Raw genomic sequence first — 26,176 nt, 5'->3', positions numbered from 1 at the left:
TTCCCTCCGTCGGGGCCGGCGCGCCGCCGGCCGGGGCCGTGCGGTCACCGTCCGCCGTCCTCTGCGGCGGGACGGTCCCAGCCGAGGATCCGGGCGACCGCCCGGGCCGCCGGAGCGGCCCGCGCCGGATCCGGCTCCTCGCCGCGGGCGGCCGGGGCGGCGGAGGAGGCGAGCGCGCGGGCGCGCTCCCCGATGGCGCGCCGTTCCGGGGCGCCGAACCGGCTGAACGTGCGGCGCAGCAGGGGCAGCACGGCGGTGAACGCGTCCGCCGTCAGCCCGGCGATCCAGCCGTCCACCAGGCGCAGCAGCGCCTCGTCGTGCACCAGCACGAGCCCGTCGCCGGACAGGAAGCCCTCGATCCAGGCGGCGGCTCGGGACGGCTCCACCCCGACCGACACGGCCCGGGCCATCCGGTCGGACGCGTCGGGCAACGCCCCGGCGTCGTGCAGCATCCGGGTCAGCCGGCCCTCCACCAGCCCGTGCAGGCCGGGCCGGTCCAGCAGATCGGCGAGGGCGGCCTGCCAGCGCGCCATGGGACCGGGCTCTTCCCCGGCCTCCTCCCCGGCTTTCTCGTCGGTCTTCCCGCCGGGTCGTGCGCCGGTCTCCTCGACGCCGGGCCCGGGGTCCAGCAGGGCCAGGGCCTCGTGTACGGCGTCGAGAAGGCCGAGCAGCTCCCGGGCGGCGTCCTCGTCCAGGCCGCGGGCGGCTGGCGGCAGGCCCACGCAGATCCGCACCACCATGCCGTCCACGACCGTCCGCAGCCCGCCGAGGGGGGCGCCGCGGACGTCGCCGTACCGCAGCGTCCGCACCAGCGCGGGCAGCGCCGCCATCAGATGGCTCACATCCGTGTCGGTGGCGGCCAGGTCCGACAGCGCGTGCACCACGGCCGGCAGCGCCTCGTCCAGGTCGGCGAGCAGGCAGCGTTCGGCCACCGCGGTCAGCTCGGCGAGCGTCCGCGCCCCCTCGGCCAGCGCCCGGGCCCGGGCGCCGGCCGCGTCGCGCACCGTGGTGCCCCACGCCCCCGCCTCGATCAGCGCGACGTCGAGCTCCGGCCGCCAGTGCAGCGTCCAGGTCTCCCGGAACGTGCCCTTGCCCTGAACGGAGGAGGCCGTGGGCTCGCCCCACGGCACGTCCAGCAGCCGCAGCCGGTGCAGCAGCCGGCTGCGCTCCAGGTCCAGCGGACGGCGCAGATCCAGGTCCTGCTCCTTGGGCCGGGCGGACGGCGTGAGCTTGAGGCGGCGGCACTCGGCCCGCAGATCCCGCTGCACCGGCACCATGGGCGTCCCGTCGGGCACCGAGCCCAGCCGTTCGCCCACCACCATCCGCTCCCGGATCAGTGCCAGCGGCTCCTCGGCGCCCTCGCACAGCACCGCGCGGGCGGCCTCGGTGACCTCCTCCAGTCCCGCCAGCGGCCGACCGCGCAGCGCCGCCAGCGTCTCGGCCAGCCGCACCGCCTCGATGACATGGGCGGATGAGACATGCAGATCCTCCTCGCGCAGCAGCCGGGCGGCCAGGGTCAGCCAGCGTTCGACGGGACGATCCGGGGAGAGGAACAGATGCCGGTACCAGCCGGGGGACCGCACCCCGGCCCCATAGCCCGACCGCCGCGCCAGCCGGCCGTACGACCACGGCACCCAGGTCAGCGCCACCTTCCGCTTGGGCAGCCCGCGCAGCGTCCGATCGTCCTCCCCGGCGCGCACCCGCGCCTGCAGCGCCGGCACGTGCCAGGCCCCGCACACCACCGCGATCCGCTCGTGCCCCTGCCGGAGGGCGCGCCGCAGCGTCCGCCGCATGTGGGCCTCGCGCCGCCGCTCCCGCAGCAGGTACGCCTCGGGGAGCGCGGGCTCCCCCTCGAGCGGTCGCCTCTCCAGGTCCTCGCGCAGCGCCGCCATGGCCTCCGCGATCGCCGGGAACGACGACGGCCCCTCCCCGCGATGCTCGACGACGTCCTCCCACCACCGTTCGGCGTCGTCGTATCCCGCCGCCCGGGCCAGCCACCCCAGCGGGTCCGCCCGGATCCGCTCCGGTGCGGGGGCCTCCTCCTCCGATCCGCTCTCCCCGGCCGGGTCGGCGGGAGGGTCGAGGGCGAGCTGGTGCGCGGCGGGAAGGTCGCAGAAACGGACCTCCGCGCCCGCCTCGAGGGCGTATCCGATGGCCTGCCACTCGGGGCTGAACTCGGCGAACGGCCAGAACGCGGCGCGCGGGCCCTCCGCGCGGCCGTCCTCGCCGGCGGACCCGGCGTCGGTGGTGTAGGCGAGCAGGGCGACCGGGGGGACCATCTGCGGGTCGGCGGCCAGGCGGACGATGGCGTCCGCCTCCGGCGGCCCCTCCACCAGGACCAGGTCGGGCGCGAACTCCTCCAGCGCACGGCGCAGGGAGCGCGCCGAGCCGGGACCGTGGTGACGGATGCCGTAGAACTCGGTGCGGGGCACTAGGAGACCTCTCGGCAGGCCCGGTAGAAGTCGCGCCACTCCTCGCGTTCGCGCACGACGGTCTCCAGGTACTCCTGCCAGACCACGCGGTCGGACACCGGATCCTGGACGACCGCGCCGACGATGCCGCCGGCCACGTCCTCGGCGCGCAGCACGCCGTCGCCGAAGTGCGCCGCCAGCGCCAGCCCGTTGGTGATCACCGAGATGGCCTCCGCGGTGCTCAACGTGCCGGAGGGGGACTTCAGCCTGGTGCGGCCGTCGACGGTCATCCCCGACCGCAGCTCCCGGAACACGGTGACCACCCGACGGATCTCCGTCAGCCCCGCCGGAACCTCCGGCAGCTGCAGCGACCGGCCGATCTGCCGCACCCGGCGGGAGACGATGTCGACCTCTTCATCGGTGGTGGCCGGCAGCGGCAGCACCACCGTGTTGAACCGGCGGCGCAGCGCCGACGACAGCTCGTTCACCCCCCGGTCCCGGTCGTTGGCGGTGGCGATCACGGTGAACCCGCGGCGCGCCTGCACCTCGGTGTTCAGCTCCGGGATGGGCAGCGTCTTCTCCGACAGGATGGTGATCAGGGTGTCCTGCACGTCGCCGGGCATCCGGGTCAGCTCCTCGATGCGGGCGACCATGCCCTCCTGCATCGCCCGCATCACCGGGCTGGGCACCAGCGCCCGCTCGGACGGGCCCTCGGCGAGCAGCCGGGCGTAGTTCCAGCCGTAGCGGAGGGCCTCCTCGGACGTGCCCGCGGTCCCCTGGACCAGCAGCGTCGAGTCGCCGCACACCGCCGCCGCCAGATGCTCCGACACCCAGGTCTTGGCGGTGCCGGGGACGCCGAGCAGCAGCAGCGCCCGGTCGGTGGCCAAGGTCGCCACCGCGACCTCGATCAACCGGCGCGGTCCCACGTACTTGGGGGTGATCACCTCGCCGTCGGGCAGTTCGCCGCCGAGCAGATAAGTGGTGACCGCCCACGGGGACAGCCGCCAGCCCGGCGGCCGGGGCCGGTCGTCGTGCTCGGCCAGCAGCGCCAGCTCGTCGGCGAACTGCTGTTCGGCGTGCGGCCGCAGCACCGCGCGATCGGCGCGATCACGGGCGGGCGGGCCCGCGGCTTCGGTCGTGCCGTCGGTCATGCAGGCGGTCCTTTCCAGATGCGTCGGGTCGGGGACGGCCTTCCCGCCGGTCGGGCGGGGTCCCTCATGTCAGTTCCCGCGCCATCGCGTCGCGGAAGCCGAGGACGCGGGCGAGCCGGGCCAGCGGCCGGTGGCCGGGCCGGGCGTCGGCCATCCGGCGGACGCGCGGGGCGGCGTCCGGGGCCAGCCGATGGGCGGCCAGCTCGCACAGCGACGACGGCTCACGATGCCGGCGGCGGGCGTCCCGCCCCCGGCCCTCCTCGGCCGTCAGGGCGGACAGCAGCGTCAGCACCGCCTCGGCCAGCCCGCCGGTCCACGGGCCGGGAACGCGTTCGAGCAGGGCGACCGCCTGATCCGGACGGTCGACCCGGCGCAGCAGGGCGCCGACCGTCGCGGCGCGCTCCTGCGCCGGGAGCACGCCCACCAGCTCGGCCTTCTCCCGGATCTCCTCGGCGGTCAGCACCCCGTCGCCCAGCAGGGCCCGCGCCCACCGGACGTCGCGCTGCCACACCACGGCGCGCGTCCAGCCGGCGTGCAGGTCACGGGCGGCGCGTTCGTCGTCCTCCCCGCGGGCGTCGGCGACCGGCAGGCGCACCGCCTCCTCCGGCGGCAGGTCCAGCAGATCCGTCCAGACCGCCAGCGGGGTGCGGGCCAGGATCTCGCGCAGCCACCCCGCCCGCGCCCCGATCGGGCGGGCGGTCGGGGAGTCGGGCGTGAACGAGCCGGGCGGGTGGAACGGGATCCCGTCCCGGGCCATGTCCTCGTCGTGCCTCTCGGGCGGCTCCACCAGGAGCCGGATCCGCCGTCGCCCGTCGAGCGCGTGGACGTGAGGGCGCACGCAGCGGCGGGCCCGCTCGGCCATCCTCCGCCCGTAGGCCGACCCCGGCAGGCGGGCCAGCAGATCGGCCGCCACCCGCCGCACGTCCTTGCCCCGGTCGTCCAGGGCCTCTTCCAGGAACTCCTCGTCGGCGTCCGACAGGTCGTGCTCGAACACGGCCAGGAACGCGGCGCGGTCCGGCGCCGACTCCCGCGTCCATGTCGCCCGCAGCGTCTCCGCCGCGGCCTCGGGGTCCCGCCGGCGCAGCCGCGTCAGATAGGCGACGCGTTCGTTGCGGGTGCCGGTCCGCCACACCCGCGGATCGTCGCCGATGACCTCGGCGCTCATCCCGACCAGGTACGCCCAGTCGGTGTTGTGCAGGGCCAGCCACACCCCGCGCCGCCCGACCGCCTTGGCGATCGCCGGTCGCAGCGAGGTCGTGTTCCGCCCCAGGTCCAACAGCCGGGGCAGCGAGCCGGCGGGCGCCCGGTATCCGCGCGCGGCCGCCGTCTCCAGCCACTCCGCCAGCAGCGCCGGATCGCTCCGGGCCAGGATCAGCTCCAGCCGCCGCGCCGCCGGCGGCGGCACCACCGGGGCGCTCTCCGCCGGGCAGGGCGCCACCGGCGAGAACCCCTGCGCCGGACGGGGACGCCGTCCGGCCCGGCGCGCCACCGTCAGCACCGCGGCCTGCTGCAGCAGCCGCCACGCCGCGTCCTCGTCCTCGTCCGTCCCGTCCGCCGGGCCGGGGGACAGATCCGGGGGCAGCGCCGGGACCGGGCGCCGCCGGGTCCCCAGCAGGGCCGCGCCGACGTGCTCGTCCCATGCGCTCGTCACATCGCCTCCGGCGCGCGCGCCCCGCGGCTCCGGCCGGCGGCCGTCGGGCGCCTCCTCGGCGGTGCGGCGGCCGCTCACAGCGCCACCGCTCCTTCCCGGTGATGCCAGGCCGACAGGGGGCGCAGCCCGTCGGGGGACCACTCGCCGGCCACGGTGAACGGGGCGCCGCCGGAGACGGCCAGCAGCCGCCAGGAGGCGCGGCGGGCGTCGTCGCCGGGCGGGAGGCACAGCGGCAGCACATCGCCGTGGGGGTCCATGACGTGGAGGGCGTCGGGACGGACGGGGGAGCCCTCGGGGGTCGCCAGCCGGACGTCCTGCAGCACGGCGGGCCAGGCGTCCAGCCACGGGTCGCGGGCCAGCGCGTCGGCGTACTCCTGCAGCATCCCGTCCACCGTGGTGCCCTGCGGGACGGCGGGGGCCGGGCCGTGGCGCTCGGCCACGAGCGCGCGCAGCGGCTGGGCGCCCGGATAGAACGCCAGTTCGCCGTCGAACGCCGTGCCCACGGTCAGCGAGGAGTCCAGGGGGCGTCCCGGCGGGGCGAACGACAGCACCAGGGCGGACCGGCCGGTGCCGCGGCCGCGCAGCCACACCCGGCGGGCGATGACGCGGTCCTGCTCGACGTCCCGGGAACCGGCCACGTACCACTCGTCGCGGACCCGTTCGCCCTCCCGCAGCACCTCCTCCTGCGGGACGGGGAAACCGATCCGGGCCCGGACCGTGGCGCGCAGCGGCTCGGGCAGCTCGGCGCGGCGGCGATGGGCCTGCAGCAGCAGGGCCAGCAGCCCCAGCTCCGCCAGCATCCGGTCAGGCCGGTCGGCGCCGTACCGGGGCGAGGACAGGTCCTTGATCGCGTGCAGCGCGGTCGCCAGCCCGGGCGCCTGCCGGTCGACCATCCGGCGCGCCGCGTCGGCCCACATCCGGCGGTCGGTGCCGGCGTGCCGGGCCAGTCCTCGCCCGATCCGGTCGCGCAGCCACGTCGACAGCTCGGCCACGCCGTCGTCGACGCGCTGCTCCCGGCGCCGCACGGTCGCCGGATCGGAGGCGCGGCCGGCGGGGGTCCGGGCGACGGAGGCCCGGGCGGGGGCCGGCCCGGGACGCCGTCGCGTCCGGGCCGCCCGCCGGCGCCGCTCGAGCAGCTCGGCCGTCCACGCCGGCCGGTCGCCGGGCCGCACCCCGCCGTCGCTCCACAGCAGCAGCAGCGCCAGCACGTGGATGCACGGGAGCACGGGGCTCGGGCACGAGCAGCCGAACGCCGGTCCCGACGGCTCCGCGCACACGTGATGGGAGACCTCGTGACCGTGGGGGGTCCCGGTCCGGTACTCGCCCCACACGCCGCCGTCGTCGCAGCCCGTGCCGTGCCAGCGGGCGGGGTCGGCGGCCTCCTGCGCCGACCGCGCCAGCACGGCGCTCGGCGCCAGCTCGATGACCTGCTCACGGCCCCAGCGCTCGCTCACCCTTCCGACGCTATCGGCCGCCGGTGACGTTTCCGTCCGGCCGGGATGCGACCGTGCGGGGGCGGGCGCGTGACGCGCGGCCGTGCGGAACGCGCGCCGTCCGGCCGCCGGGGCGGTCATCCCCGGGCCGGGCGGGCCCTCACGGGCGCAGGAACCCGGGCAGGGACGCGGCGTCGGGGAGCAGCAGCTTGCCGCCGGCCAGCAGCGCCGCCAGCGACACGAAGGCGAACAGCCCCACCCACACCAGGCCGGGCACCCCGGTCAGATGGGCGAGCTGGTCGGCGTCCGAGGACGGGGCCATCTGCCGGGCCCGCATCCGCTGCAGCTCGATCACCGGCCGCAATCCGGCCAGCAGCAGGAACAGCGTCGCCAGATAGGCGAACGCGGCCTGCGCCTCGGCGGTGCCCAGCCAGGACACCAGGAAGATCAGCAGGCCGGTCGCCGCCACCGCCAGCGCCCCGTAGGCGTTGCGGATCATCACCAGCATCCCCGCCAGCAGCGCCAGCGACACCCACAGCATCAGCGTGATCCGCCCCCGACTCAGCAGCACGGCGAACGCCAGCCCGAGCAGCGGGGGAGTGATGTAGCCGGCCAGCGCGGTGAACACCATCCCCGGTCCGTCCGGCTTGCCCCGCGAGACCGTCACCCCGGAGGTGTCGGAGTGCAGTTTGATCCCGTCCAGCCGCCGTCCGGTCAGCACCGCCGCCAGCGCATGGCCGCCCTCGTGCGCGATGGTGACCACGTTGCGGGCCACCCGCCAGGTGGGCCCGTGCACGACCGCGCCGAGCGCGGCGATCCCGGTCAGGAGCACCAGCCACCACGGCGGATCGGGCTGCGTGCCGGTCAGTCGGTCCCACAGTTCGCCGATGCCTGCTGCGTCCACGTTCACCTCGGGGGATCTCGTCGCCGTCGCCAAGATTAGGACGTTGCGGGCGGCTCGTGCGTTCAGGACGGAACGAGCGGGCCGGGTCGCGGCCGGGAAGGGGCGCGGGGACGAGGGCGGGGCGGATAAAAGGCGATATATGCGTTCGCCACGTTAATCCTTGGTTCAATTCCCGCACGGCATTCTGCGGCGCTCCCTAGCCTGCGGTGTCCCGGCGCATCCGTGCGCCGACGCACCGGTGCACCTTTTCTCAGCCGCTTTCGAAGGAGCCCTTCCATGCCGCAGAAAGCCCCGCCCGGCGCCGTGCTCGAGCGGCGCTATCGCGATCTGGTCCGGCTGGCGTACCTCGTCCTGCCCGGCACGGGCAAGCGCATCCACCGGCTGGCGGTCGCGCAGCGGATCGTCGACGGGGAGTTCCCGTTGCTGGGCGGCCGCGCGGCCCGGCCGGGCCGGTACGGCTACGCCCGGATGCGCACTCGTGTGCTGCGGCGGTCGATGCGGCCGGCCTGGTGGCTGCGCATCGGTCTGGGCCCCTGGCTGCGCGGGCTGCCCCCGCGACTGCCCGACCCCGCGCTGACCCTGGCGCTGGCCGAGCTGGACCCGGAGGTCCGGGTGGCCTACGTGCTGCGCGAGGTGGAGAGGATGCCCCGGTACGCCGTTCGCGACCAGCTGGTCGAGCTGGGGGTGCCGGACCCGGCGGCCGTGCTGGAGGCGGCCGAGACGGTCGAGGGGATCCCCGATCTGGGCGGCCGGTCCGCCGGGCTGCTGTCGGACCTGTCGGTGCGGCAGGCGCATCGGCGCGCCCTGCGGCGGCGCACCCGGCTGCCCATCGCGGTGGCCACCGCCCTCACCGTGGGGCTGGTCGGGACGGTGTTCGTGCTGGAGACCAGCCCCTCGTCCAACCCCGCCGAGGCCCTGCAGGGCAGCCTGGTGAAGGCCCCGCCCCGGGACTGGGCCACCGCCCCCCGGACCCTCCAGGTGTGGCCGGCGCGCGGCACGCTGGTCGCCGACGAGGGGTTCGTCGCCCGCGCGCACACCGCCTGGGCGCGCCGGGCCGGCCGGGACGTGGCCCCGCAGCTGCTGTACGCCGGGAAGGTCGGCGCCTCCTCGACGGCGCTGCTGCGGTACGGCGATCGCGTCGTCCGCTACACCGAGCCCGCCCGGACCCTGGAGGAGATCCCCGCCGGCGACAGGGCGGAGGCGCTGCCGCTGGGGGAGGGGCGCTACCTGGTGGCGCCGTGGGTGACCGCGGCGAAGACCCCCGACGGCGAGAAGACGCCCCTCCGGCAGGGGGTGGTGGGACCGGTGACCGCCGACACCCCCTGCCGCCGCGGCCCCGTGCTGCGGCTCACCGGACCGAAGGGCTCGGTGATGCTCGCCGAGCTGGGCGGCCCGACGCCCGTCGCCGTCCTCCACCGGACCTCCGCCGGCTCCGACCCCAAGGCGGTCGCCCCCGGCTCGGCGGGGCTCAGGCTGTGGGAACGGCTGGGGTGCGCCCTCCCCGCCCCGACCCGGCCGGTCACCGAGGCCGCCGCCTGGGAGTTCTGGTCCGGCAGGCTGCCCGAGCAGACCAGGCGCGCCCGCTGGGTGTGCACCCGCTCCGTCCATCCCGACGGGCGGACCTCCGCCCAGGCCACCCTGATCGAGCCCTCCGGCCGGTCCCACCAGGCCGGTCCCTGCGACTGGCGGCGGCCGGTGAGCGGCCTGTGGTGGCGGTCGCCGCGCAAGTCCTGGTACTACCTGGCCGCCGCCGCGCCCGGCGCCGTCCCCCGGGTGAAGGGGCCCGTCGAGGTCGCCAGCGTGTCCGGGCGGCTGCTGGTCGCCACCGGCCCCGACCTCGCCCGGCGACCGGACGGCCGGGTCACCGTGACCGCGCGCCCCGCCTGAACCCGCCCGGACCCCGTCGGGCCCGGTCGCCGGACCCGCCCTCTCCGGCGCCCTCCCCCGGTGATCGGGCTCCGGACGGCCCCGCGCCCGCGCCGCGCTCACCAGGGGCGGGTCAGGGACCGCTTACTGTGGTGCGGCACACTGGGACGGTCGGGCCGTGCGTCCGGCGTTCCACCGTGCCTGGGAACAGGGTGTGAAAGGGGTCGTGATGAGCGGGTCGAAGCGCGGACCGCTGGCGGGCATCAGGGTGATCGAACTGGCCGGGATCGGGCCCGGCCCGTTCGCCGCCATGCTGCTGGCCGACCTGGGCGCCGAGGTGATCCGAGTGGACCGGCCCTCGGCGGTGGTCCCGGGCGCTCCGGGGGCGGCGGCCACCGACTTCACCAACCGGGGCAAGCGGTCCATCGCCGTCGATCTGAAGTCCGACCGGGGCAGGCAGGTGGTGCTGAAACTGGTCGAGCGGGCCGACGCGCTGATCGAGGGATTCCGGCCGGGCGTGACCGAACGGCTCGGCCTCGGCCCCGACGACTGCATGGCGGTCAACCCCACGCTGGTGTACGGCCGGATGACCGGCTGGGGCCAGGAGGGACGGCTCTCCCGGAGCGCCGGACACGACATCGGCTACATCGCCACCACCGGCGCGCTGCACGCCATCGGCCGGGCGGGCGGCCCGCCGCAGGTGCCGCTCAACCTGCTCGGCGACTTCGCCGGCGGCAGCATGTACCTGCTCGTCGGGATGCTCGCCGCCCTGCTGGAGGCCCGAAAGAGCGGCCGGGGCCAGGTGGTGGACGCCGCCATCGTCGACGGCACCGCGCACCTGACCACGTTCATCCACGGCTTCCTGGCCGGCGGCCTGTGGCGGGACGAGCGCGGGGTGAACATGCTGGACACCGGCGCCCCCTGGTACGACGTGTACGAGACCGCCGACGGCAAGTACGTGGCCGTCGGCGCCATCGAGCCGCAGTTCTACGCCGAGTTCCTGCGCCGGCTTGGCCTGGAGGACGCCGACGACCTGCCCGGCCAGCACGACCGGGCGGGCTGGCCGAAGCTGCGCGAGCGGTTCGCCGAGGCGTTCAAGACCAGGACCCGCGACGAGTGGGCGGAGATCTTCCTGCCGGGCGACGCCTGCGTGGCGCCGGTGCTGTCGCTGACCGAGGCCCCCCGGCACCCCTACAACGCCGAGCGCGAGGTGTTCGTCGAACGCGACGGGCATCTGCAGCCCGCGCCCGCGCCGCGCTTCTCCCGGACGCCGGGGGAGATCTCCTCGCCGCCCGCCCTGCCCGGCCAGCACACCCGGGAGGTGCTCACGGAGTTCGGCGTCGACGACGTGGACGGGCTGCTGGCCGACGGGGTGGTCGCACAGGGCTGACGCCCAGACGGGGCGGCCCGGCGTTGGGCGGGCGGACAACGACGCGACCCGGTTCGGGGCCATCGCGGCGAATGCGGCAGACTCGGGATGAATCGCCGCTCGTCAGGAGGTCACCGCATGCGTGAGGTCGTCGTCTGTTCGCCCGTCCGCACGCCCGTCGGCCGGTACGGCGGGGCGCTCAAGGACGTCCCGCCGCAACGGCTGGCCGCGATCGTCATCAGCGAGCTGCTGCGGCGCACCGGTGCGGAGCGCATCGACGAGGTGATCCTCGGCCAGTGCAACCCCAACGGGGAGGCCCCCGCCATCGGGCGGGTCGCCGCCCTGGACGCCGGACTGCCGGTGGACACCCCCGGCAGCCAGATCGACCGCCGGTGCGGCTCGGGCCTGCAGGCGGTCATCAACGCGGTGATGATGGTCCGCGACGGCGCCGCCGACACCGTGATCGCCGGCGGCGTGGAGAGCATGAGCCAGGTCGAGTACTACGCCACCGGCCTGCGCTGGGGCCGCCCCGGCGCCGAGATCAAGCTGGTGGACCGGCTGGACCGGGCCCGGGTCACCCCCGGCGGCGAGAACCACCCCGTGCCCGGCGGGATGCTGGAGACCGCGGAGAACGTCCGCGCCAAGTACGGCATCCCCCGTGAGGAGCAGGACGAGCTGGCGTTGCGTTCGCACCAGCGCGCGGTGGCCGCCCAGCGGGAGGGCCGGTTCGACGAGGAGCTGGTGCCGGTCGAGGTGGTCACCCGCAAGGAGACCCTCGTGGTGGACCGCGACGAGCACCCCCGCGCCGACACCACCCTGGAGAAGCTGGCCGCGCTGCGGCCGGTGCGCGCCAAGATCGACCCCGAGGCCACCGTCACCGCCGGGAACGCCAGCGGCCAGAACGACGGCGCCGCGGTCTGCCTGGTGACCACCCGGGAGGAGGCCGACCGGCTCGGCCTGACCGTCCGGGCCCGGCTGGTGTCGTGGGCGGTGGCCGGCGTGCCGCCGGAGCTGATGGGGCTGGGGCCGGTGCCGGCCACGGCGCGGGCGCTGGAGCGGGCCGGGCTGCGGCTGGCCGACATGGACCTCATCGAGCTGAACGAGGCGTTCGCCGCCCAGGTCCTCGGCGTGACCCGGGAGTGGGGCTTCGGCAAGGACGACTTCGAGCGGATGAACGTCAACGGCTCGGGGATCTCGCTGGGCCACCCGGTCGGGGCGACCGGCTGCCGGATCCTGGCCACCTTGATGTACGAGATGGAGCGCCGCCAGGCCCGCTACGCCCTGGAGACCATGTGCATCGGCGGCGGCCAGGGCCTGGCCGCCGTCTTCGAGCGCGTCTCGGCCTGACAGGCCCTCTCCGGCGGGCCCGCGCGCCGTCGCGGGCCCGCCGCGGCGCCCGCACGGGGCCGTGCGGCGGCGACCCCCGGGCGCCGGGTGGACCGATCCCGCGGCCGCGTGCGGACCGGCGCCGCGGGCCGCGTGCACGGTGGAACGGGCGAGGCGTCCGCCGCGCCCGCCCGGGTGAGGGCGAAGGGAAGCGAGCGTGAGGGAACTCCGGGTCACCGCGCCGATGCACGGCACGGTCGAGAGCCTCGAGGCCGCCGACGGGCAGCGGGTGGCGGCCGGCGACCCGCTGGTGGTGCTCGAGGCGATGAAGATGCAGCACGTCGTGGAGGCCCCCGCGCCCGGCGTCGTGCGGCGGCTGACCGTGGCCGTGGGGGACACGGTCGCCGAGGGCGACCTCCTCGCCCGTCTCGAGCCCGCCGTCGTCGAGGGCGAGGGGCCCGCCGCCGAACGCCCCGACCCGGCCGAGGACCTCGACGCGATCCGCCCGGACCTGGCCGAGGCGCTCCGCCGGCACGAGCTCGTGCAGGACGCCGCCCGGCCCGAGGCGGTGGCCCGGCGGCACGCCACCGGACGGCGCACCGCCCGGGAGAACATCGCCGACCTGTGCGACCCCGGCACGTTCGTCGAGTACGGCCCGCTGGTCATCGCCGCGCAGCGCGCCCGCCGCCCGCTTCAGGAGCTGATCGAGCGCACCCCCGCCGACGGGCTGGTGGCCGGGATCGGCGAGATCGACGGCGAGCCCGCCATGGTGCTGTCCTACGACTACATGGTGCTCGCCGGCACCCAGGGCGCGATGAACCACATCAAGAAGGACCGCATGTTCGAGCTGGCCGAACGGCGGCGCCTGCCGGTGGTGCTGTTCGCCGAGGGCGGCGGCGGACGGCCCGGCGACACCGACACCCCCACCGTCTCCGGGCTGGACACCATGGCGTTCCACCTGTTCGCCCGGCTCAGCGGGCGGGTGCCGCTGGTGGGGATCGCGGCCGGACGCTGCTTCGCGGGCAACGCCGCGCTGCTGGGCTGCTGCGACGTGGTGATCGCCACGCGGGACGCCAACATCGGCATGGGCGGCCCGGCGATGATCGAGGGCGGCGGGCTGGGCGTCTTCACCCCCGAGCAGATCGGCCCGATCGAGGTGCAGACCCGCAACGGGGTCGTGGACCTCCCCGTCGCCGACGAGGCCGAGGCCGTCGCGGCGGCCCGCCGCTACCTGTCCTACTTCCGGGGGCCGGTGCGGGAGTGGACCGCGCCCGACCAGCGGCGGCTGCGCACGCTGATCCCCGAGGACCGGCGCCGCGTCTACGACGTCCGCGCCGTCGTCGACGCCCTGGCCGACACCGACTCGGTGCTGGAGCTGCGGCGCGACTTCGGCGTCGGGATCATCACCGCGCTGATCCGCATCGAGGGACGCCCCTACGGGCTGATCGCCAACAACCCCGCCCACCTCGGCGGCGCCATCGACCGGGACGCCGCCGACAAGGCCGCCCGCTTCCTGCAGCTGTGCGACGCGCACGGGCTGCCGGTGGTGTCCCTGTGCGACACCCCGGGGTTCATGGTCGGCCCCGACGCCGAGGAGAGCGCGACCGTGCGGCACTTCAGCCGCCTGTTCGTCACCGGGGCGCACCTGCGGGTGCCGATCTGCATGGTGATCCTGCGCAAGGCCTACGGGCTGGGCGCGCAGGCCATGGCCGGCGGCAGCCTGCGGGTCCCGGTCGCCACGGTGGCCTGGCCGACCGGGGAGCTGGGCGGGATGGGCCTGGAGGGCGCGGTCCGGCTCGGGTTCCGGCGGGAGCTGGAGGCCATCGCCGACCCCGCCGAACGGGAGGCCGCCTTCGAACGGCTCGTCGCCGCCGCCTACGAGCGCGGCAAGGCCCTCAACGTGGCGACCGTCTTCGAGATCGACGACGTGATCGACCCGGCCGACACCCGCCGCTGGATCACCGCCGCGCTGCGCGACGTCCCGATCCCCGAGCACCGCAGGGACTTCGTCGACACCTGGTGACCCCGGTCCGCGGGCCGGACCGCCTCCCTCACCGGGACCGCGAGGGCTCCGTCGCCGCCCGGCGACCCCGATCGGGGGCGTCGGACGCCGCGGGGCCGGGAGCCGCGGGTGTCAAGCGGCGACGTGCGGGGTAGTGGCCTTTGCACGCGCCCAGGACACCACGGAGACGCCCTTGATGGGTCTGCTGCGATCGGCCGCGGAGCTGGTACCTCGGGCCGCCGCGGCGACGGCGGCCTTACCGGCGCGCGCCGTGCGGGCGTTGCCCGCCCCGCCGACGCCGCCGATGCCCAGGCCGCCGACGGTGGACCTGTCCGGCCTGGCCGAACGCATCGAGCTGGCCAACCTGATCGGGCCGCGCAGGCAGCGCCGGGTGTGGAGCCGCGACGGCCGCGCCTACGTCGAGGTCCGCGGACTGCGCGCCCGCGCCGACCGCCGGATCCAGAACGCCGTGCGGCGGGCGGTGCGCGCCCTCGACGGGGTGAACTGGGCCGAGGTGAACGCGATCACCGGCGAGGTGCTCGCCTCCTTCGACGAGGACAAGACCTCCCTGGACGCCATCGTCGACGCCGTCGAGGCCGTGGAGAAGGCCCACCGGATCGCCGAAGGCCCCGACGAGGACTTCCCCGGCCACGGCCATCCCGCCGAGAAGGCCCCCGTGACCGCCGCGGCGATCGCGCTGGCCGCCGACTGCGCCGCGTTCGGCCTGGCCGTCACCGGGCGGCTGATGCGCTGGCCCCATCTGCCGCGCGGGGTCCGCGCCGCCGTCGCGCTGGTAGACGCCCAGCCCCGGGTCCGGCGGCTGCTGGAGTCCCGGCTCGGCGGCCACGGCGCCGAGCTGACGCTGGCGTTCGCCGGCGCCGTCGTGCACGGCCTCACCCAGGAACCGACCTCGCTGGGCGTGGACGCCCTCCGCCGCGGACTGCTGCTCGCCGAGCTGGCCGAGCGCCGCGCCGTGTGGTGCCGCCGCGAGGAGGAGCTGTGCGAGGGCGGCCTGCCCGCCGCCGGCGTGCCGCGCACCCCCCGGCCCGTGCCGCTGGCGCCCGGCCCGGTCGAACGCTACGCCGACCGATCGGCGCCGGCCGCGCTGCTCGCCGCCGCGGGGGCGCTGGGCCTGGCCCGCGACCCCGGCATGGCCGCGGAACTGATCGTGGCGTCGGTGCCGCACGCCGCCCGGCTCGGCCGCGAGGGATTCGCCGCCGCGCTGGGCCGCGAGCTGGCCAGACAGGGCGTCGTCCCGCTGCAGGGCTCGGCGTACCGCAGACTCGACCGCATCTCGACGGTCGTCGTGGACTCCACGGTGCTGTGCGGGCAGGAGCTGCAGGTCCTGGACGCCGACGACCCGCAGGTGTGGCGGATCGCCGCCCGGCTGCTGGCCGCCGACCCCGCGCTGCGCGAACGACCCGACGCCCGGGGCCGCAGGCTGCGTCGGCTCGATCCCGGCTCGCCCGCCGACCCGCGGGGGCTGGCGATGGAGGTGGTGGACGACGCCGGCGGCGTCCTGGGGCGGGTCCGGATCGGCTGCCGGCTCGACCCGCTGGCCGACGCCGTGCTGGCCGCGGCCCGCGACAGCGGGGCGCGGGTGCTGCTGACCGAGCACGCCTCCGCCGCCGAGCTGCTGCCGCTGGCCGACGACGCGCTGGCGGCGGACACTCCGCTGGCCGAGCACGTCCGGGTGCTCCAGTCCACCGGCGAGGGGGTGCTGGTCGCCACCGCCGGGGACGCCGAGGCCGCCCTCGCCGCCGATGTGGGGGTGGCGGTGCTCGGCGCCTCTGCCGAGGGCCGCGACCAGTGCTGGGGCGCCGACCTGATCTGCGGCCCCGGCCTGGAGCAGCTGTGGCGGCTGTGCACCGCGATCGGCGCGGCCCGGGAGAACAGCGAACGCGGGGTCCGGCTGGCGCTCGGCGGCACCTCGCTGGGCGCGCTGCTGGTCGTCGCCGACAAACGCGGCGCCTCGGCCTTCTCGACGGCCCCGGTGTACACCGCCGCGCTGGGCGCGATGGTCGGCGGCGTGCTGTCGGCCCGCAGGCTCGCCCGGCGCCGTCCCCCGAGCCCTCTGCCCCGCCTCGCCTGGCACGCCCTGGACCCCGACACCGCGCTGGAACGCGCCCGGGAGCTGCGCGCACGGCACATCGCCCTGCGCGCCGCGCGGAACGGGCGCCGCCGGCTCCCCGAGCGCGGCCCGCTGCGCTCGGCGGCGGACCTGATCGCCGCCGTCGGCCACGAGCTGCGCGACCCGCTGACCCCGGTGCTGGTGCTGGGCGCGGCGGCCTCCGCGGTCGTCGGGTCGGGGGTGGACGCCGCCCTGGTCGGCGGGGTGATGGCCGGGAACGCGATGGTCAGCGGCCTGCAGCGGATGCGCGCCGAGCAGGCCCTCGGCGCACTGCTGCTCGGCCAGCGTCCCCCCGCCCGCCGGCTGCGCCCCGGCGAGCCCCTCCCGCCGCTCGGCGAGATCGCCGAGGACGACGGCTGGGAGCGCATCCCCGCCGAGGACCTGTACGTCGGCGACGTCATCGCCATCGGCCCCTCTGACGTGGTGCCCGCCGACGCGCGGCTGCTGGCCGCCGAGGACCTGGAGGTCGACGAGGCCAGCCTGACCGGCGAGTCGATGCCGGTGCTCAAGTCCGTCGACCCCGTCCCCGGCGCGGAGCTGGCCGAACGCTCCTGCATGGTCTACGAGGGCACCACGGTGCTGACCGGCCGGGCGCACGCGGTCGTGGTCGCCACCGGCTCGGCCACCCAGGCCGGACGGGCCGCCGCGCTCGCCGGCGAGGCCCCGGCGCCGGCCGGGGTGCAGGTCCAGCTGAACGAGCTGACCCGGCTGGCGCTGCCGATCACCGGGCTGAGCGGCGCGCTGGTGGGGATGCTGGCGTTCGCCCGCGGCGTGTCGATCCGGCAGGCGATCTCCTCCGGGGTGGCGGTGGCGGTCGCCGCCGTGCCCGAAGGTCTGCCGCTGGTGGCGACGGTCGCCCAGCTCGCCGCCGCCCGCCGGCTGTCCCGCCGCAACGTGCTGGCCCGCACCTCCCGCACCCTCGGCACCATGGGCCGGGTCGACACCTTGTGCTTCGACAAGACCGGCACCCTCACCGAGGGCCGGCTGCGGGTGGTGCGGCTGGCCGGACCCGCCGGCGACGTCGACCCCGCCTCGGAGCCCGGCCGCCGGCTGCTGATCGCCGGGGCCCGGGCCTGCCCGCCCGTCGACGACCCCGCCGAGGTCAGGCACGCCACCGACCGGGCGGTGCTGGAGGCGGCCCGCGACCGCCTCGGCGACGGCGCGGACTGGCGGCTGCTGCACGAGACCCCCTTCGAGCCCAGCCGCGGCTACTCGGCCGCCGTCGGCGTGGCCCCGGAGAACGGACGGAAGTCCCCGTTCCTCGCCGTCAAGGGGGCGCCCGAGGTGGTGCTGCCGCGCTGCACCCGGGTGGCGGCCGACGCGACGACCCGCCCGATGACCGAACGGCACCGCCGGCAGGCCCGCCGGACCATCGCCCGGCTGGCCGAGGAGGGCCTGCGGGTCCTGGCGATCGCCGAGGCCCGCCCCGCCGAGGCGGACCTCGAGCGGGCCGGCGCGCTCGCCGAGACCGCCGAGCTGACGCTGCTGGGGTTCGTCGGCATCGCCGACGCGCTCCGCCCGGACGCCCCCGAGGCGGTGCGGCGGCTCACCCGGGCCGGCATCAGGATCGTCATGATCACCGGCGACCATCCCGCCACCGCCCGGGCCATCGCCGCCGGGCTGGGCATCCCCGGGGCCGATCGGGTGCTCACCGGCGCCGACCTGGACCGCCTGGGGGAGAAGGAACGCATCGCCCGGATCGCCCGCACCTCGGTGTTCGCCAGGGTCAGCCCCGAGCACAAGGTGCGGATCGTGCAGGCGCTGCAACGGGCCGGACGGACGGTGGCGATGACCGGGGACGGCGCCAACGACGCCGCCGCGATCCGGCTCGCCGACGTGGGCATCGGGCTGGCCCAGGGGGATTCGCGGGCCGCCCAGTCGGCCGCCGACCTCATCCTGCGCGGCGGGGACCTGCCCGCCATCGTGGAGGCCCTGCTGGAGGGCCGCGCGCTGGCCGAGAGCGTCCGCAACGCGGTGTCCATCCTGGTCGGCGGGAACGCCGGCGAGATCGCCTTCACCCTCTACGGCACCGCGTTCGGCGGCAAGGCCCCGCTGTCCACCCGCCAGCTGCTGCTGGTCAACACGCTCACCGACATGCTGCCCGCGCTGGCGGTGGCGCTGGCGCCGCCGACGGAGCGCGGGCGGCGGGACGCCGAGACCGCCCCTCCGGCCGCCGCCCGCGGCGGGCCGCTGGCCGACCCCCTGCACGAGGCGATCGTGCTGCGCGGGGCGATCACCGCCTGCGGCTCCGTCCTGGCCTGGCACGCCGGACGACTGACCGGCCGCAGGCGACGGGCCTCCACCATGGCGCTGGCCGCGCTGGTGCTCGCCCAGCTGGTGCAGACCCTGCAGGTCGGGCGGCGCAGCCCGGCGGTGCTGGCCACCTGCGCGGCGTCGCTGCTGGTGCTGCTCGCCGTCATCGAGACCCCGGTGCTCAGCCGCTTCTTCGGGTGCACCCCGCTCGGCCCGGTCGCCTGGACGATGGTGGTGGCCGCGGCGGCGGTCGCCTTCCTCGCCTCGCCGCTGGGGCCGCGCCTGCTGCGTGCCCTCGGCCTGGTCCGGGCGATGCCCGCCGCGGCGTCCTGACCGGCTCCGGCGACGCCCTGGCCGCGGGGTCCGGCCCCCCTCTACCCTCCGGTGGCGGAGGTGATCGCGATGCCGGAGTTCTCGGTGGTGCTGCGCGGCTACGACCGCCACCAGGTGGACGAGATGGTGGCGCGGATCGAGGCCGCCCTGGCCGGCGCTCCGCTCCAGGGCCCGCCGGTGACGGCCGAGCAGCTGGCCGACCCCCCGTTCGACGTGGTGGTGCGCGGCTACGACCGGTTCGAGGTGGACGAGGCGATGCGCCGCTACCGCCGGAAGCTGGCCGCGCTGGAGGGCGCCGCGCCGCCCGATGAGGAGCCCGACCTCAGACCGGGCGTCGCGGCCGGTCCCGCGGTCGGTTCCACGGCCGGCTCCGTGGACGGCGCACCGCCCTGGCTGCTGGAGCAGGTCGCCCGGGAGCACGGCCTGCGGGTGCGCTGGCGCGGCTACGACCGGCATCAGGTCCGCCTGTTCCTGGCCCGGCTGTGGGCGGAGACCGGGCACCCGGCGCTGCGCGGCCGTGACGTGCGGCTGTCGCCGATGACCGACGGGGACTTCCCGCCGCGCTTCGACGTGGTGCTGCGCGGCTACGACATCCGGCAGGTGGACGACCTCGTCGCCGGCTACCGGCGGCGGCTCGGGCGGTGAACCGCTACTCCAGCTCCGCCGCCCGCTTCTCGATCCGGTCCCCGCGCTTGCGGCGCTTGACCGACACCCCGCCCCAGAACGAGAACCCGCTCACCGTGACCTTGGGCGCGCCGGGCGCGCCCGGTCCGGTGGCCTTGTCGTCGAACGCCCCCATGATCCCCACGCCGTTCACGGTGACGTCCAGGTCCTCGGGCACCACGATGTCGATCCCGCCCATGATCGCGAACGCCCGGATCCGCAGTTCCGGACCGGTGAAGCGGGCCTCGGTGAGGTCGATCTTCCCGCCGCCCCAGTAGACGAACGCGGTGAACCGGCGCGGCGCGGTCCATCGCCCGCGCCGTTTGAACTCGCTCATCACCGCGACGCCCACCGTGGAGGTCGGCTTCCCGCCGGTGATGCGCCGGTCGGGGGCCGCGACGATGGGAACGGCGCCGGTGCCGGACACCGGCAGGTCGCGGGTCAGCGCCTCCAGCTCTCCGTAGGTGCGCGCCGAATAGGCGGCGGTCAGCCGTTCCTCGAGCTCCTCGAGGTTGATCCGGCCGTCGCCGGCCGCCTCGCGCAGCGCCTGGGCCACCCGTTCGCGGTCGGCGTCGGACGCCCGCAGGTCACGTGGATCCGGAACGGCCTGGTGGTCCGGGAGGTTCGTCATGAACCCACCGTAAAGCCCTCAGCCCGCCGGTTCGAGCCGTATCACGATCGACTTGGACGTCGGCGTGTTGCTGACCTCCGCGGTGCTGTCCAGCGGCACCAGGACGTTGGTCTCCGGGAAGTACGCCGCCGCGCATCCGCGGGCGGTCGGGTAGGCCACGGTGCGGAATCCGGGGGCGCGCCGCTCCACACCGTCGTGCCACTCGCTCACCAGGTCGACCATCGTCCCGTCGGCGATCCCCAGCGCGGCCAGGTCGTCGGGGTGCACGAACACCACCCGCCGGCCGCCGCGCACCCCCCGGTACCGGTCGTCCAGCCCGTAGATCGTGGTGTTGAACTGGTCGTGGCTGCGCACGGTCTGCAGCAGCAGCCGCCCCGGCGGGACCCGCAGCACCTCCAGCTCGTTCACCGTCAGGCGCGCCTTGCCCTCCAGGGTGGGGAACTCGCGGCGGTCGCGCGGCGCATGCGGCAGGACGAAGCCGCCGGGCTCGCGGATCCGCCGGTTGAAGTCGGCGAAGCCGGGGACGACCCGGGAGATGTGGGAGCGGATCACGTCGTAGTCGCGCTCCATGCCCGCCCAGTCGAAGCCGGTCAGCCCGAGCGCCCGGCCCAGCCGGCACACGATCGCGACCTCCGACAGCAGGTGCTCCGACGCCGGGGCGAGACGGCCGCGCGAGGCGTGCACCATGCCCATCGAGTCCTCCACCGACACGAACTGCGGCCCTGACTCCTGCACGTCCCGTTCGGTGCGGCCGAGCGTCGGCAGGATCAGCGCGCGCCGTCCGGTGACCGTGTGCGAGCGGTTGAGCTTGGTGGACACGTGCGCGGTCAGCCGGCACGAGCGCATCGCCGCCTCGGTGACCGCCGAGTCGGGGGTGGCGCGCACGAAGTTGCCGCCCATCCCCATGAACACCTTGACCTTGCCGTCCCGCATCGCCTCGATGGCGCCGACGGTGTCCAGGCCGTGCTCGCGCGGCGGGTCGAAGCCGAACTCGGCGGCCAGCGCGTCCAGGAACGCCGGGGAGGGCCGCTCGACGATGCCCATCGTCCGGTCGCCCTGCACGTTGGAGTGCCCGCGGACCGGGCACACGCCCGCGCCCGGCTTGCCGATGTTGCCGCGCAGCAGCAGGAAGTTGACGATCTCGCGGATGGTGGGCACCGAGTTGCGGTGCTGGGTCAGGCCCATCGCCCAGCACACGATGATCCGCTCGGAGCGCACCACCTCGTCGGCGGTGGCCTCGATCTGCTCGCGGGTCAGCCCGGTGGCCTCCAGCACCTCGTCCCAGTCGAGCCGCTCCAGATGCTTGACCAGCTCCTCCAGCCCCACGGTGTGCTCGCGGAGGAACTCCTGGTCGATCGCGTCCCGGTCCAGCAGCAGCCGGTTGAGGGCCTGGAACAGCGCCAGGTCCCCGTTCAACCTGATCTGCAGGAATCGGTCGGCCAGCGGGGTGCCGCGCCCGGCCAGCCCGGAGGGGCGCTGGGGGTTCTTGAACCGCAGCAGGCCCGCCTCCGGCAGCGGGTTGATCGCGATGATCCGGGCGCCGTTCCTCTTGGCCCGCTCCAGCGCCGACAGCATGCGGGGATGGTTGGTGCCCGGGTTCTGCCCGGCGACGAAGATCAGATCGGCCCGGTACAGGTCCTCCAGCAGCACCGACCCCTTGCCGACGCCGAGGGTCTCGCTGAGCGCCGAGCCGGAGGACTCGTGGCACATGTTGGAGCAGTCCGGCAGGTTGTTGGTGCCGAACGCCCGCGCCAGCAGCTGGTAGACGAACGCCGCCTCGTTGCTGGTCCGCCCCGAGGTGTAGAACACGGCCTCGTCGGGCGAGTCCAGCGCCTTCAGCTCCTCGGCCAGGATCCCCAGCGCCTCGTCCCAGCCCACCGGCTCGTAGTGGTCCGAGCCCTCCCGCTTGAGCATCGGCTCGGTCAGCCGGCCCTGCTGCCCCAGCCAGTAGTCCGAACGCCCGGCCAGCTCGCTGATCGGGTGGCGGGCGAAGAACTCCCGGGTGACCCGGCGGACGGTGGCCTCCTCCGCCACCGCCTTGGCCCCGTTCTCACAGAACTCGGCCCGGTGCCGGCGGTCGCCCTCCGGCCAGGCGCAGCCGGGGCAGTCGAAGCCCTCCTTCTGGTTGACCCGCAGCAGCGTCAGCGCGCTCCGGCGGGCGCCCATCTGCTCCCACGAGCGGCGCAGCGCCGTGGTCACGCCGGGCAGCCCCGCCGCGTACTCCTTGGGCGGGGACGCCTTCGGCAGGGCATCGCCCGAGTCCTCGATCGGTGCACGCCGGCTCATCGCTCACCCTTCCGTCACCAGGCCGTTCCTCGATTGTGCACCCCCTGCGGGGGTGCGCCCAAGGGAGGTTTCCGCCGATCAGAAGGCCCGCGGGCGGCCCCGGCCGTCCGGCCGGGCGGCGGGAGGGCGGAACGGGCCCGCTCTCGGGGCCGGCGATCGATGGCGGAGGACGGACGCATGGGGGAGGATCGGCGGCGGAGGTGGCCATGATCGAGGTGGACCGTAGCCGGGCCTTGGCGTACCGGCTGGCCGAGCACGGACTGACCGACGAGACGGCGGGCGCACCGGGCTCCGTCGACCTGGGGCTGCAGGACACGCCTCCGGGGGCCGCGACGGTGGGGGCGCTCGCGCGGCGCTGGTCGCCGCCCGCGGACTCCACCGCGGTGATCTGGAGCGTGCGGGGCGCGCCGCACCTGCACCGCCGGTCGGATCTGGCCGCCCTGGCCGCGGCGCTGTGGCCGCTGAGCGACGCCGACGCGGCCGCCCGCATGCGCAGCTCCCAGCTCGCGGCGGTCGCCCCGCGGGGGATCGAGGCGTTCGAGCTGGCGGCCCGGGCGATGCGGGAGACGGTGACCGGGCCGATGACCAAAGGGGAGGTCAGCCGGGCGGTCAGCGACGCGCTGCCGCCGGAGTTCAGCCACCACTGCGCGAGCTGCGCGGCCGTCCACGTCTCGGGGCAGCTGTTCCAGCAGGTGGGGATCTTCGCCGGGGTGCGGCTGCTGCCGGGCGGGCGGACCACGATGCTCGGACCCGCTGAGGAGATCCCCGCCGTCCCGGAGCGGGCCCGCGGCACCGACGAGCTGATCCGCCGCTATCTGCGGCTGCAGGGGCCGGCCGGCAAGGCCGACGTGGCGAAGTTCCTCGGCACGTCGGTCACGGCGCTCCGCCCGGCCTGGCCCGACGACCTCGCCGAGGTCCGGGTGGAGGGCCGGACGCGGCTGCTGCCCGCCGACCGGGTGGAGGCGCTGACGGCCGCCGCGCCGCCGCGCGGCGTGCGGCTGCTGTCCGCCCACGACCCGTATCTGCAGACCGGCGACCGGGATCTGCTGCTGCCCGACAAGGCCCGGCAGAAAGAGGTGTGGCGGGCGTTGGGCCGCCCCGGCGTGCTGCTCGCCGACGTGGAGATCGCCGGGACCTGGCGCGCCCGGACGGTCGGCCGCCGCCTGGAGGTGACGGTCACCCCGTTCGCCGCGCCGGAGGGGCGGATCCGCGGCGGCGTCGAGGCCGAGGCCGCCCGGCTCGCCGAGGCGCGCGGAGCGGCCGACGTCCGCGTGGCGTGGGCCCGCGCCTGACGTGCGGGGCGGGTCAGCGCGTGAAGTAACGCCGCGGGGTGGTCACCAGCATCTGCTCCAGCTGCGCGTCGGTGACGCCGCGGTCGCGCAGGGCGGGCAGCACGTCGGCGCCGATGTGCCGGTAGTGCCAGTTCGGGGCGGCGCCGCGCAGCTGTCCGGGGTCGGGCCCGAACCAGTCGATGAAGCAGCTCGCGTCGTGGCTGAGCACCATCCGGTCGGCGTATCCGCGCTCGCACAGCGCCGCCACCGTCGCCACCCGGCGGTCGGTGGGGTTGTAGACGTCCAGCCCGAACCGGTCCATCCCCAGGATCGCCCCGCTGTCGGCCAGCTCCATCAGGTAGTCCAGGTCGTTGCTGTCCCCGGCGTGGCCGATGACCACCTTGGACAGGTCCACGCCCTCCTCGCCGAACACCTGGAGCGCGATCCGCCCGGTCCGCGCGGACGCCGAGGTGTGCACGGTGATGGGGGCGCCGGTCTCGCGGTGCGCCGCGGCCACCGCGCGCAGCACCCGCGCGACGCCGGGCGTGAGCCCGGGCTCCTCCACGCAGCACTTCAGGAACGCCGCCTTGACCCCGGTGTCGGCGATGCCCTCGGTGAGGTCGCGGACGAACATCTCCACCATCGGGTCCGGCCCGCCCAGCAGCGTGCCCGGCCCGCGGAAGTCGAGCTGGAACGGCAGCTTGTCGTAGGTGTACAGGCCGGTCGCCACGATGATGTTCAGCTCCGGCACCTGCTCGGCGACCCGCTGGATCCGCGGGATGTAGCGGCCCAGCCCCCACACCGTGGGGTCGACGATCGTGGTGACGCCGTCCTCGACCAGCCCGCGCAGCGCGGTCACCGCCTCGGCGACCCGCTCCTCCTCGTCCCACCAGGCGCCGTGCCCGTAGTTGTGGACGTGCTCGGTGGACAGCACGAACACGTGCTCGTGCATGTAGGTGCGGCCCAGCTCGGCGACGTCGACGGCGCCGCGCACGGTCTCCACGACGGCCACGGGGTTCTCCCTTCTCGGATACCGACCGGTCGGTATCTGGCAAACTTAGGCGAGACGGGCGGGACGGGGAACACCCGATCGGGGAACAGAGCGGAAGCGGAACGGAAAAGAGGCGCGATGACCGGTGGGGCGCGCACCTCCCCGGTGGAGCGCCGGCTGCTGGCCGCCGCGGTGCGGCTGTTCGCCGAGCACGGCTTCGACGGCGTCTCGGTGCAGCAGATCGTCGAGGCCGCCCAGGTCACCAAGGGCGGCCTGTACCACTACTTCGACTCCAAGCAGGATCTGCTGCACGAGATCTACCGGTCGCTGATCAGGCGGCAGCTGGCCGACCTGGAACGGATCCTGGCCGCCGACCTGGATCCGGCCGCCACCGTGCGGGCGGTGATCCGGGAGCTGGTGACCTCCACCGCCGAGCACATCGACGAGGCCAAGGTGTTCGCCCGCGAGATGCACCGGCTGGACCCCGACCGGCTGGCCGCCGTCCGCGCCGACCGCCGCCGCTACCACGTCGCCTTCCGCGAGGTCATCGAGCGCGGCCAGCGCGAGGGGGCGTTCACCGCGGTCGCCCCGGCCGAGACGGTGACGCTGGTGGTCTTCGGGGTGATCAACGAGATGCCCCGGTGGTACCGCGCGGACGGCCCCAAGCCCGCGGCCGTGCTCGCCGAGGAGGTCGCCGACTTCGTCCTGGCGGCCCTGGAGCCCCGCTGAACGCGGATCCCGCCGCATGCGTCCGCCCCGCACGGCCCGCCCCGGCGGCCCGGGGGCGGCGGGCGGCCCGCGCGCCCCGGCCCGGTGGATCCGCGCAGACGGTCAGACCGTGGTGACGACCTGCTCGTAGTCCAGGCGCGGGTTGCGGGCGAACCAGGCGCCGGGCCCGGGCTTGCCCACGTTGACCGCGGCGATGGCCCGGTGGCGGCCGTCGGGGAAGAACTCCCGCGACAGCCCGTCGGCGTCGAAGCCGGTCATCGGCCCGGCCGCCAGTCCGGCCGCGCGGATGCCCACGATCAGGTACCCCAGCTGGACGGCGGCGTTGAAACGGGCCGTGCCGGCCCGGGCCTCGGGGTCGGCGAAGGCGTCCTTGGCGCCGGAGGCGTGCGGGAACACCGTCGGCAGGTGCTCGTGGAAGTCGGTGTCGGCGGCGACGATCAGCGTCAGCGGCGCGGCGGCGGTCTTGTCCCGGTTGCCCGGCGAGAGGTGCTTCACCAGCCGCTCGCGGGCCTCCCCGCTGCGCACCGCAACCAGACGCAGCGGCTGGGAGTTCATCGCGGTGGGGCCCCACTTCACCAGCTCGTAGATCGCCCGCAGCTGCTCGTCGGTGACGGGCTCGTCGGTGAAGGCGTTGGCGGTGCGCGCCCGGCGGAACAGCAGGTCCTGGGCGGCCGGGTCCAGAACCAGTTCCTGCGCGGCGGTGTCGTCCTGCATGGTGGGTGCCGTCATGTCGCGAACCTTCTGATCGAGGCGGTCAGGGTCGCCTCTCCGCAAC

The 26,176-nt window shown here is 75.9% G+C and carries 17 protein-coding genes; 8 read left to right on the top strand and 9 right to left on the bottom strand.

Annotation, left to right across the window (positions count from 1 at the left end):
• Positions 1-44: 44 nt before the first annotated feature.
• From EIO00_RS10040 to EIO00_RS10020, 5 genes are all read right to left on the bottom strand, one after another.
• Positions 45-2,432, bottom strand: a complete 2,388-nt coding sequence (locus tag EIO00_RS10040; RefSeq protein ID WP_140177467.1) for a DUF5682 family protein — start codon at positions 2,430-2,432, stop codon at positions 45-47.
• Positions 2,432-3,562: an ATP-binding protein gene (locus tag EIO00_RS10035; protein WP_140177465.1), complete on the bottom strand. Its 1,131-nt coding sequence runs from the start codon at positions 3,560-3,562 to the stop codon at positions 2,432-2,434. The genes EIO00_RS10040 and EIO00_RS10035 overlap by 1 nt, the downstream gene beginning before the upstream one ends.
• Positions 3,563-3,626: 64 nt before the next feature.
• On the bottom strand, positions 3,627-5,291 hold the full coding sequence (locus tag EIO00_RS10030; RefSeq protein WP_140177463.1) for a DUF5691 domain-containing protein: 1,665 nt from the start codon (positions 5,289-5,291) through the stop codon (positions 3,627-3,629).
• Positions 5,288-6,667: an SWIM zinc finger family protein gene (locus EIO00_RS10025; protein WP_140177461.1), complete on the bottom strand. Its 1,380-nt coding sequence runs from the start codon at positions 6,665-6,667 to the stop codon at positions 5,288-5,290. Before EIO00_RS10025 ends, EIO00_RS10030 begins: the two co-directional genes overlap by 4 nt.
• 139 nt (positions 6,668-6,806) lie before the next feature.
• Entirely contained in the window at positions 6,807-7,556 is a 750-nt protein-coding gene (locus tag EIO00_RS10020; protein ID WP_241661253.1) for a M50 family metallopeptidase, read from the bottom strand.
• Between the two features lie 270 nt (positions 7,557-7,826).
• On the opposite strand from EIO00_RS10020, the gene EIO00_RS10015 reads away from it, so the two are divergent.
• The 6 genes from EIO00_RS10015 (at position 7,827) to EIO00_RS24495 (ending at position 19,475) form a co-directional block, all read left to right on the top strand.
• The gene (locus EIO00_RS10015; protein ID WP_140177458.1) at positions 7,827-9,437 is read left to right on the top strand and encodes a hypothetical protein; all 1,611 of its coding nucleotides are present in this window, start codon (positions 7,827-7,829) and stop codon (positions 9,435-9,437) included.
• A gap of 208 nt (positions 9,438-9,645) precedes the next feature.
• The gene (locus EIO00_RS10010) at positions 9,646-10,806 is read left to right on the top strand and encodes a CaiB/BaiF CoA transferase family protein (protein WP_140177456.1); all 1,161 of its coding nucleotides are present in this window, start codon (positions 9,646-9,648) and stop codon (positions 10,804-10,806) included.
• A 117-nt stretch (positions 10,807-10,923) separates the two neighbouring features.
• Positions 10,924-12,132 (top strand): acetyl-CoA C-acetyltransferase, encoded by a 1,209-nt coding sequence (locus tag EIO00_RS10005; RefSeq protein ID WP_140177454.1) that lies wholly within the window; start codon positions 10,924-10,926, stop codon positions 12,130-12,132.
• Between the two features lie 196 nt (positions 12,133-12,328).
• Complete coding sequence (locus EIO00_RS10000) at positions 12,329-14,134, top strand: carboxyl transferase domain-containing protein (protein WP_140177452.1); 1,806 nt, start codon at positions 12,329-12,331, stop codon at positions 14,132-14,134.
• A 175-nt stretch (positions 14,135-14,309) separates the two neighbouring features.
• Complete coding sequence (locus EIO00_RS09995) at positions 14,310-18,830, top strand: cation-translocating P-type ATPase (RefSeq protein ID WP_206664094.1); 4,521 nt, start codon at positions 14,310-14,312, stop codon at positions 18,828-18,830.
• A gap of 69 nt (positions 18,831-18,899) precedes the next feature.
• A complete protein-coding gene (locus EIO00_RS24495; protein ID WP_206664093.1) occupies positions 18,900-19,475 on the top strand; it encodes a hypothetical protein in 576 nt (191 codons plus the stop codon).
• Between the two features lie 4 nt (positions 19,476-19,479).
• Here EIO00_RS24495 and EIO00_RS09985 read toward each other — a convergent pair whose 3' ends face one another.
• Positions 19,480-20,124, bottom strand: a complete 645-nt coding sequence (locus EIO00_RS09985; protein ID WP_140177450.1) for a DUF1707 SHOCT-like domain-containing protein — start codon at positions 20,122-20,124, stop codon at positions 19,480-19,482.
• A gap of 18 nt (positions 20,125-20,142) precedes the next feature.
• Positions 20,143-22,410 carry an FdhF/YdeP family oxidoreductase gene (locus EIO00_RS09980; protein WP_140177448.1) on the bottom strand — a complete coding sequence of 756 codons (2,268 nt, stop codon included), beginning with the start codon at positions 22,408-22,410 and terminating at the stop codon, positions 20,143-20,145.
• Positions 22,411-22,616: 206 nt separating this feature from the next.
• Between EIO00_RS09980 and EIO00_RS09975 the strand changes: the two genes are divergently transcribed.
• Positions 22,617-23,702, top strand: a complete 1,086-nt coding sequence (locus EIO00_RS09975) for a DNA glycosylase AlkZ-like family protein (RefSeq protein ID WP_140177446.1) — start codon at positions 22,617-22,619, stop codon at positions 23,700-23,702.
• Positions 23,703-23,715: 13 nt separating this feature from the next.
• On the opposite strand, the gene EIO00_RS09970 is transcribed toward EIO00_RS09975, so the two are convergent.
• Positions 23,716-24,693 (bottom strand): phosphotriesterase family protein, encoded by a 978-nt coding sequence (locus EIO00_RS09970; RefSeq protein ID WP_140177444.1) that lies wholly within the window; start codon positions 24,691-24,693, stop codon positions 23,716-23,718.
• A gap of 117 nt (positions 24,694-24,810) precedes the next feature.
• Here EIO00_RS09970 and EIO00_RS09965 point away from each other — a divergent pair, with 117 nt between their 5' ends.
• The gene (locus tag EIO00_RS09965) at positions 24,811-25,401 is read left to right on the top strand and encodes a TetR/AcrR family transcriptional regulator (protein WP_140177442.1); all 591 of its coding nucleotides are present in this window, start codon (positions 24,811-24,813) and stop codon (positions 25,399-25,401) included.
• A 102-nt stretch (positions 25,402-25,503) separates the two neighbouring features.
• On the opposite strand, the gene EIO00_RS09960 is transcribed toward EIO00_RS09965, so the two are convergent.
• Entirely contained in the window at positions 25,504-26,130 is a 627-nt protein-coding gene (locus EIO00_RS09960; protein ID WP_140177440.1) for a malonic semialdehyde reductase, read from the bottom strand.
• Positions 26,131-26,176 lie beyond the last annotated feature (46 nt).

It is taken from the genome of Thermomonospora catenispora, from assembly GCF_006363815.1.
Lineage (GTDB): Bacteria > Actinomycetota > Actinomycetes > Streptosporangiales > Streptosporangiaceae > Thermomonospora > Thermomonospora catenispora.
The sequence above is the reverse complement of the archived record's forward strand: the minus strand, read 5'-3'. Positions and strand labels throughout refer to the sequence as shown.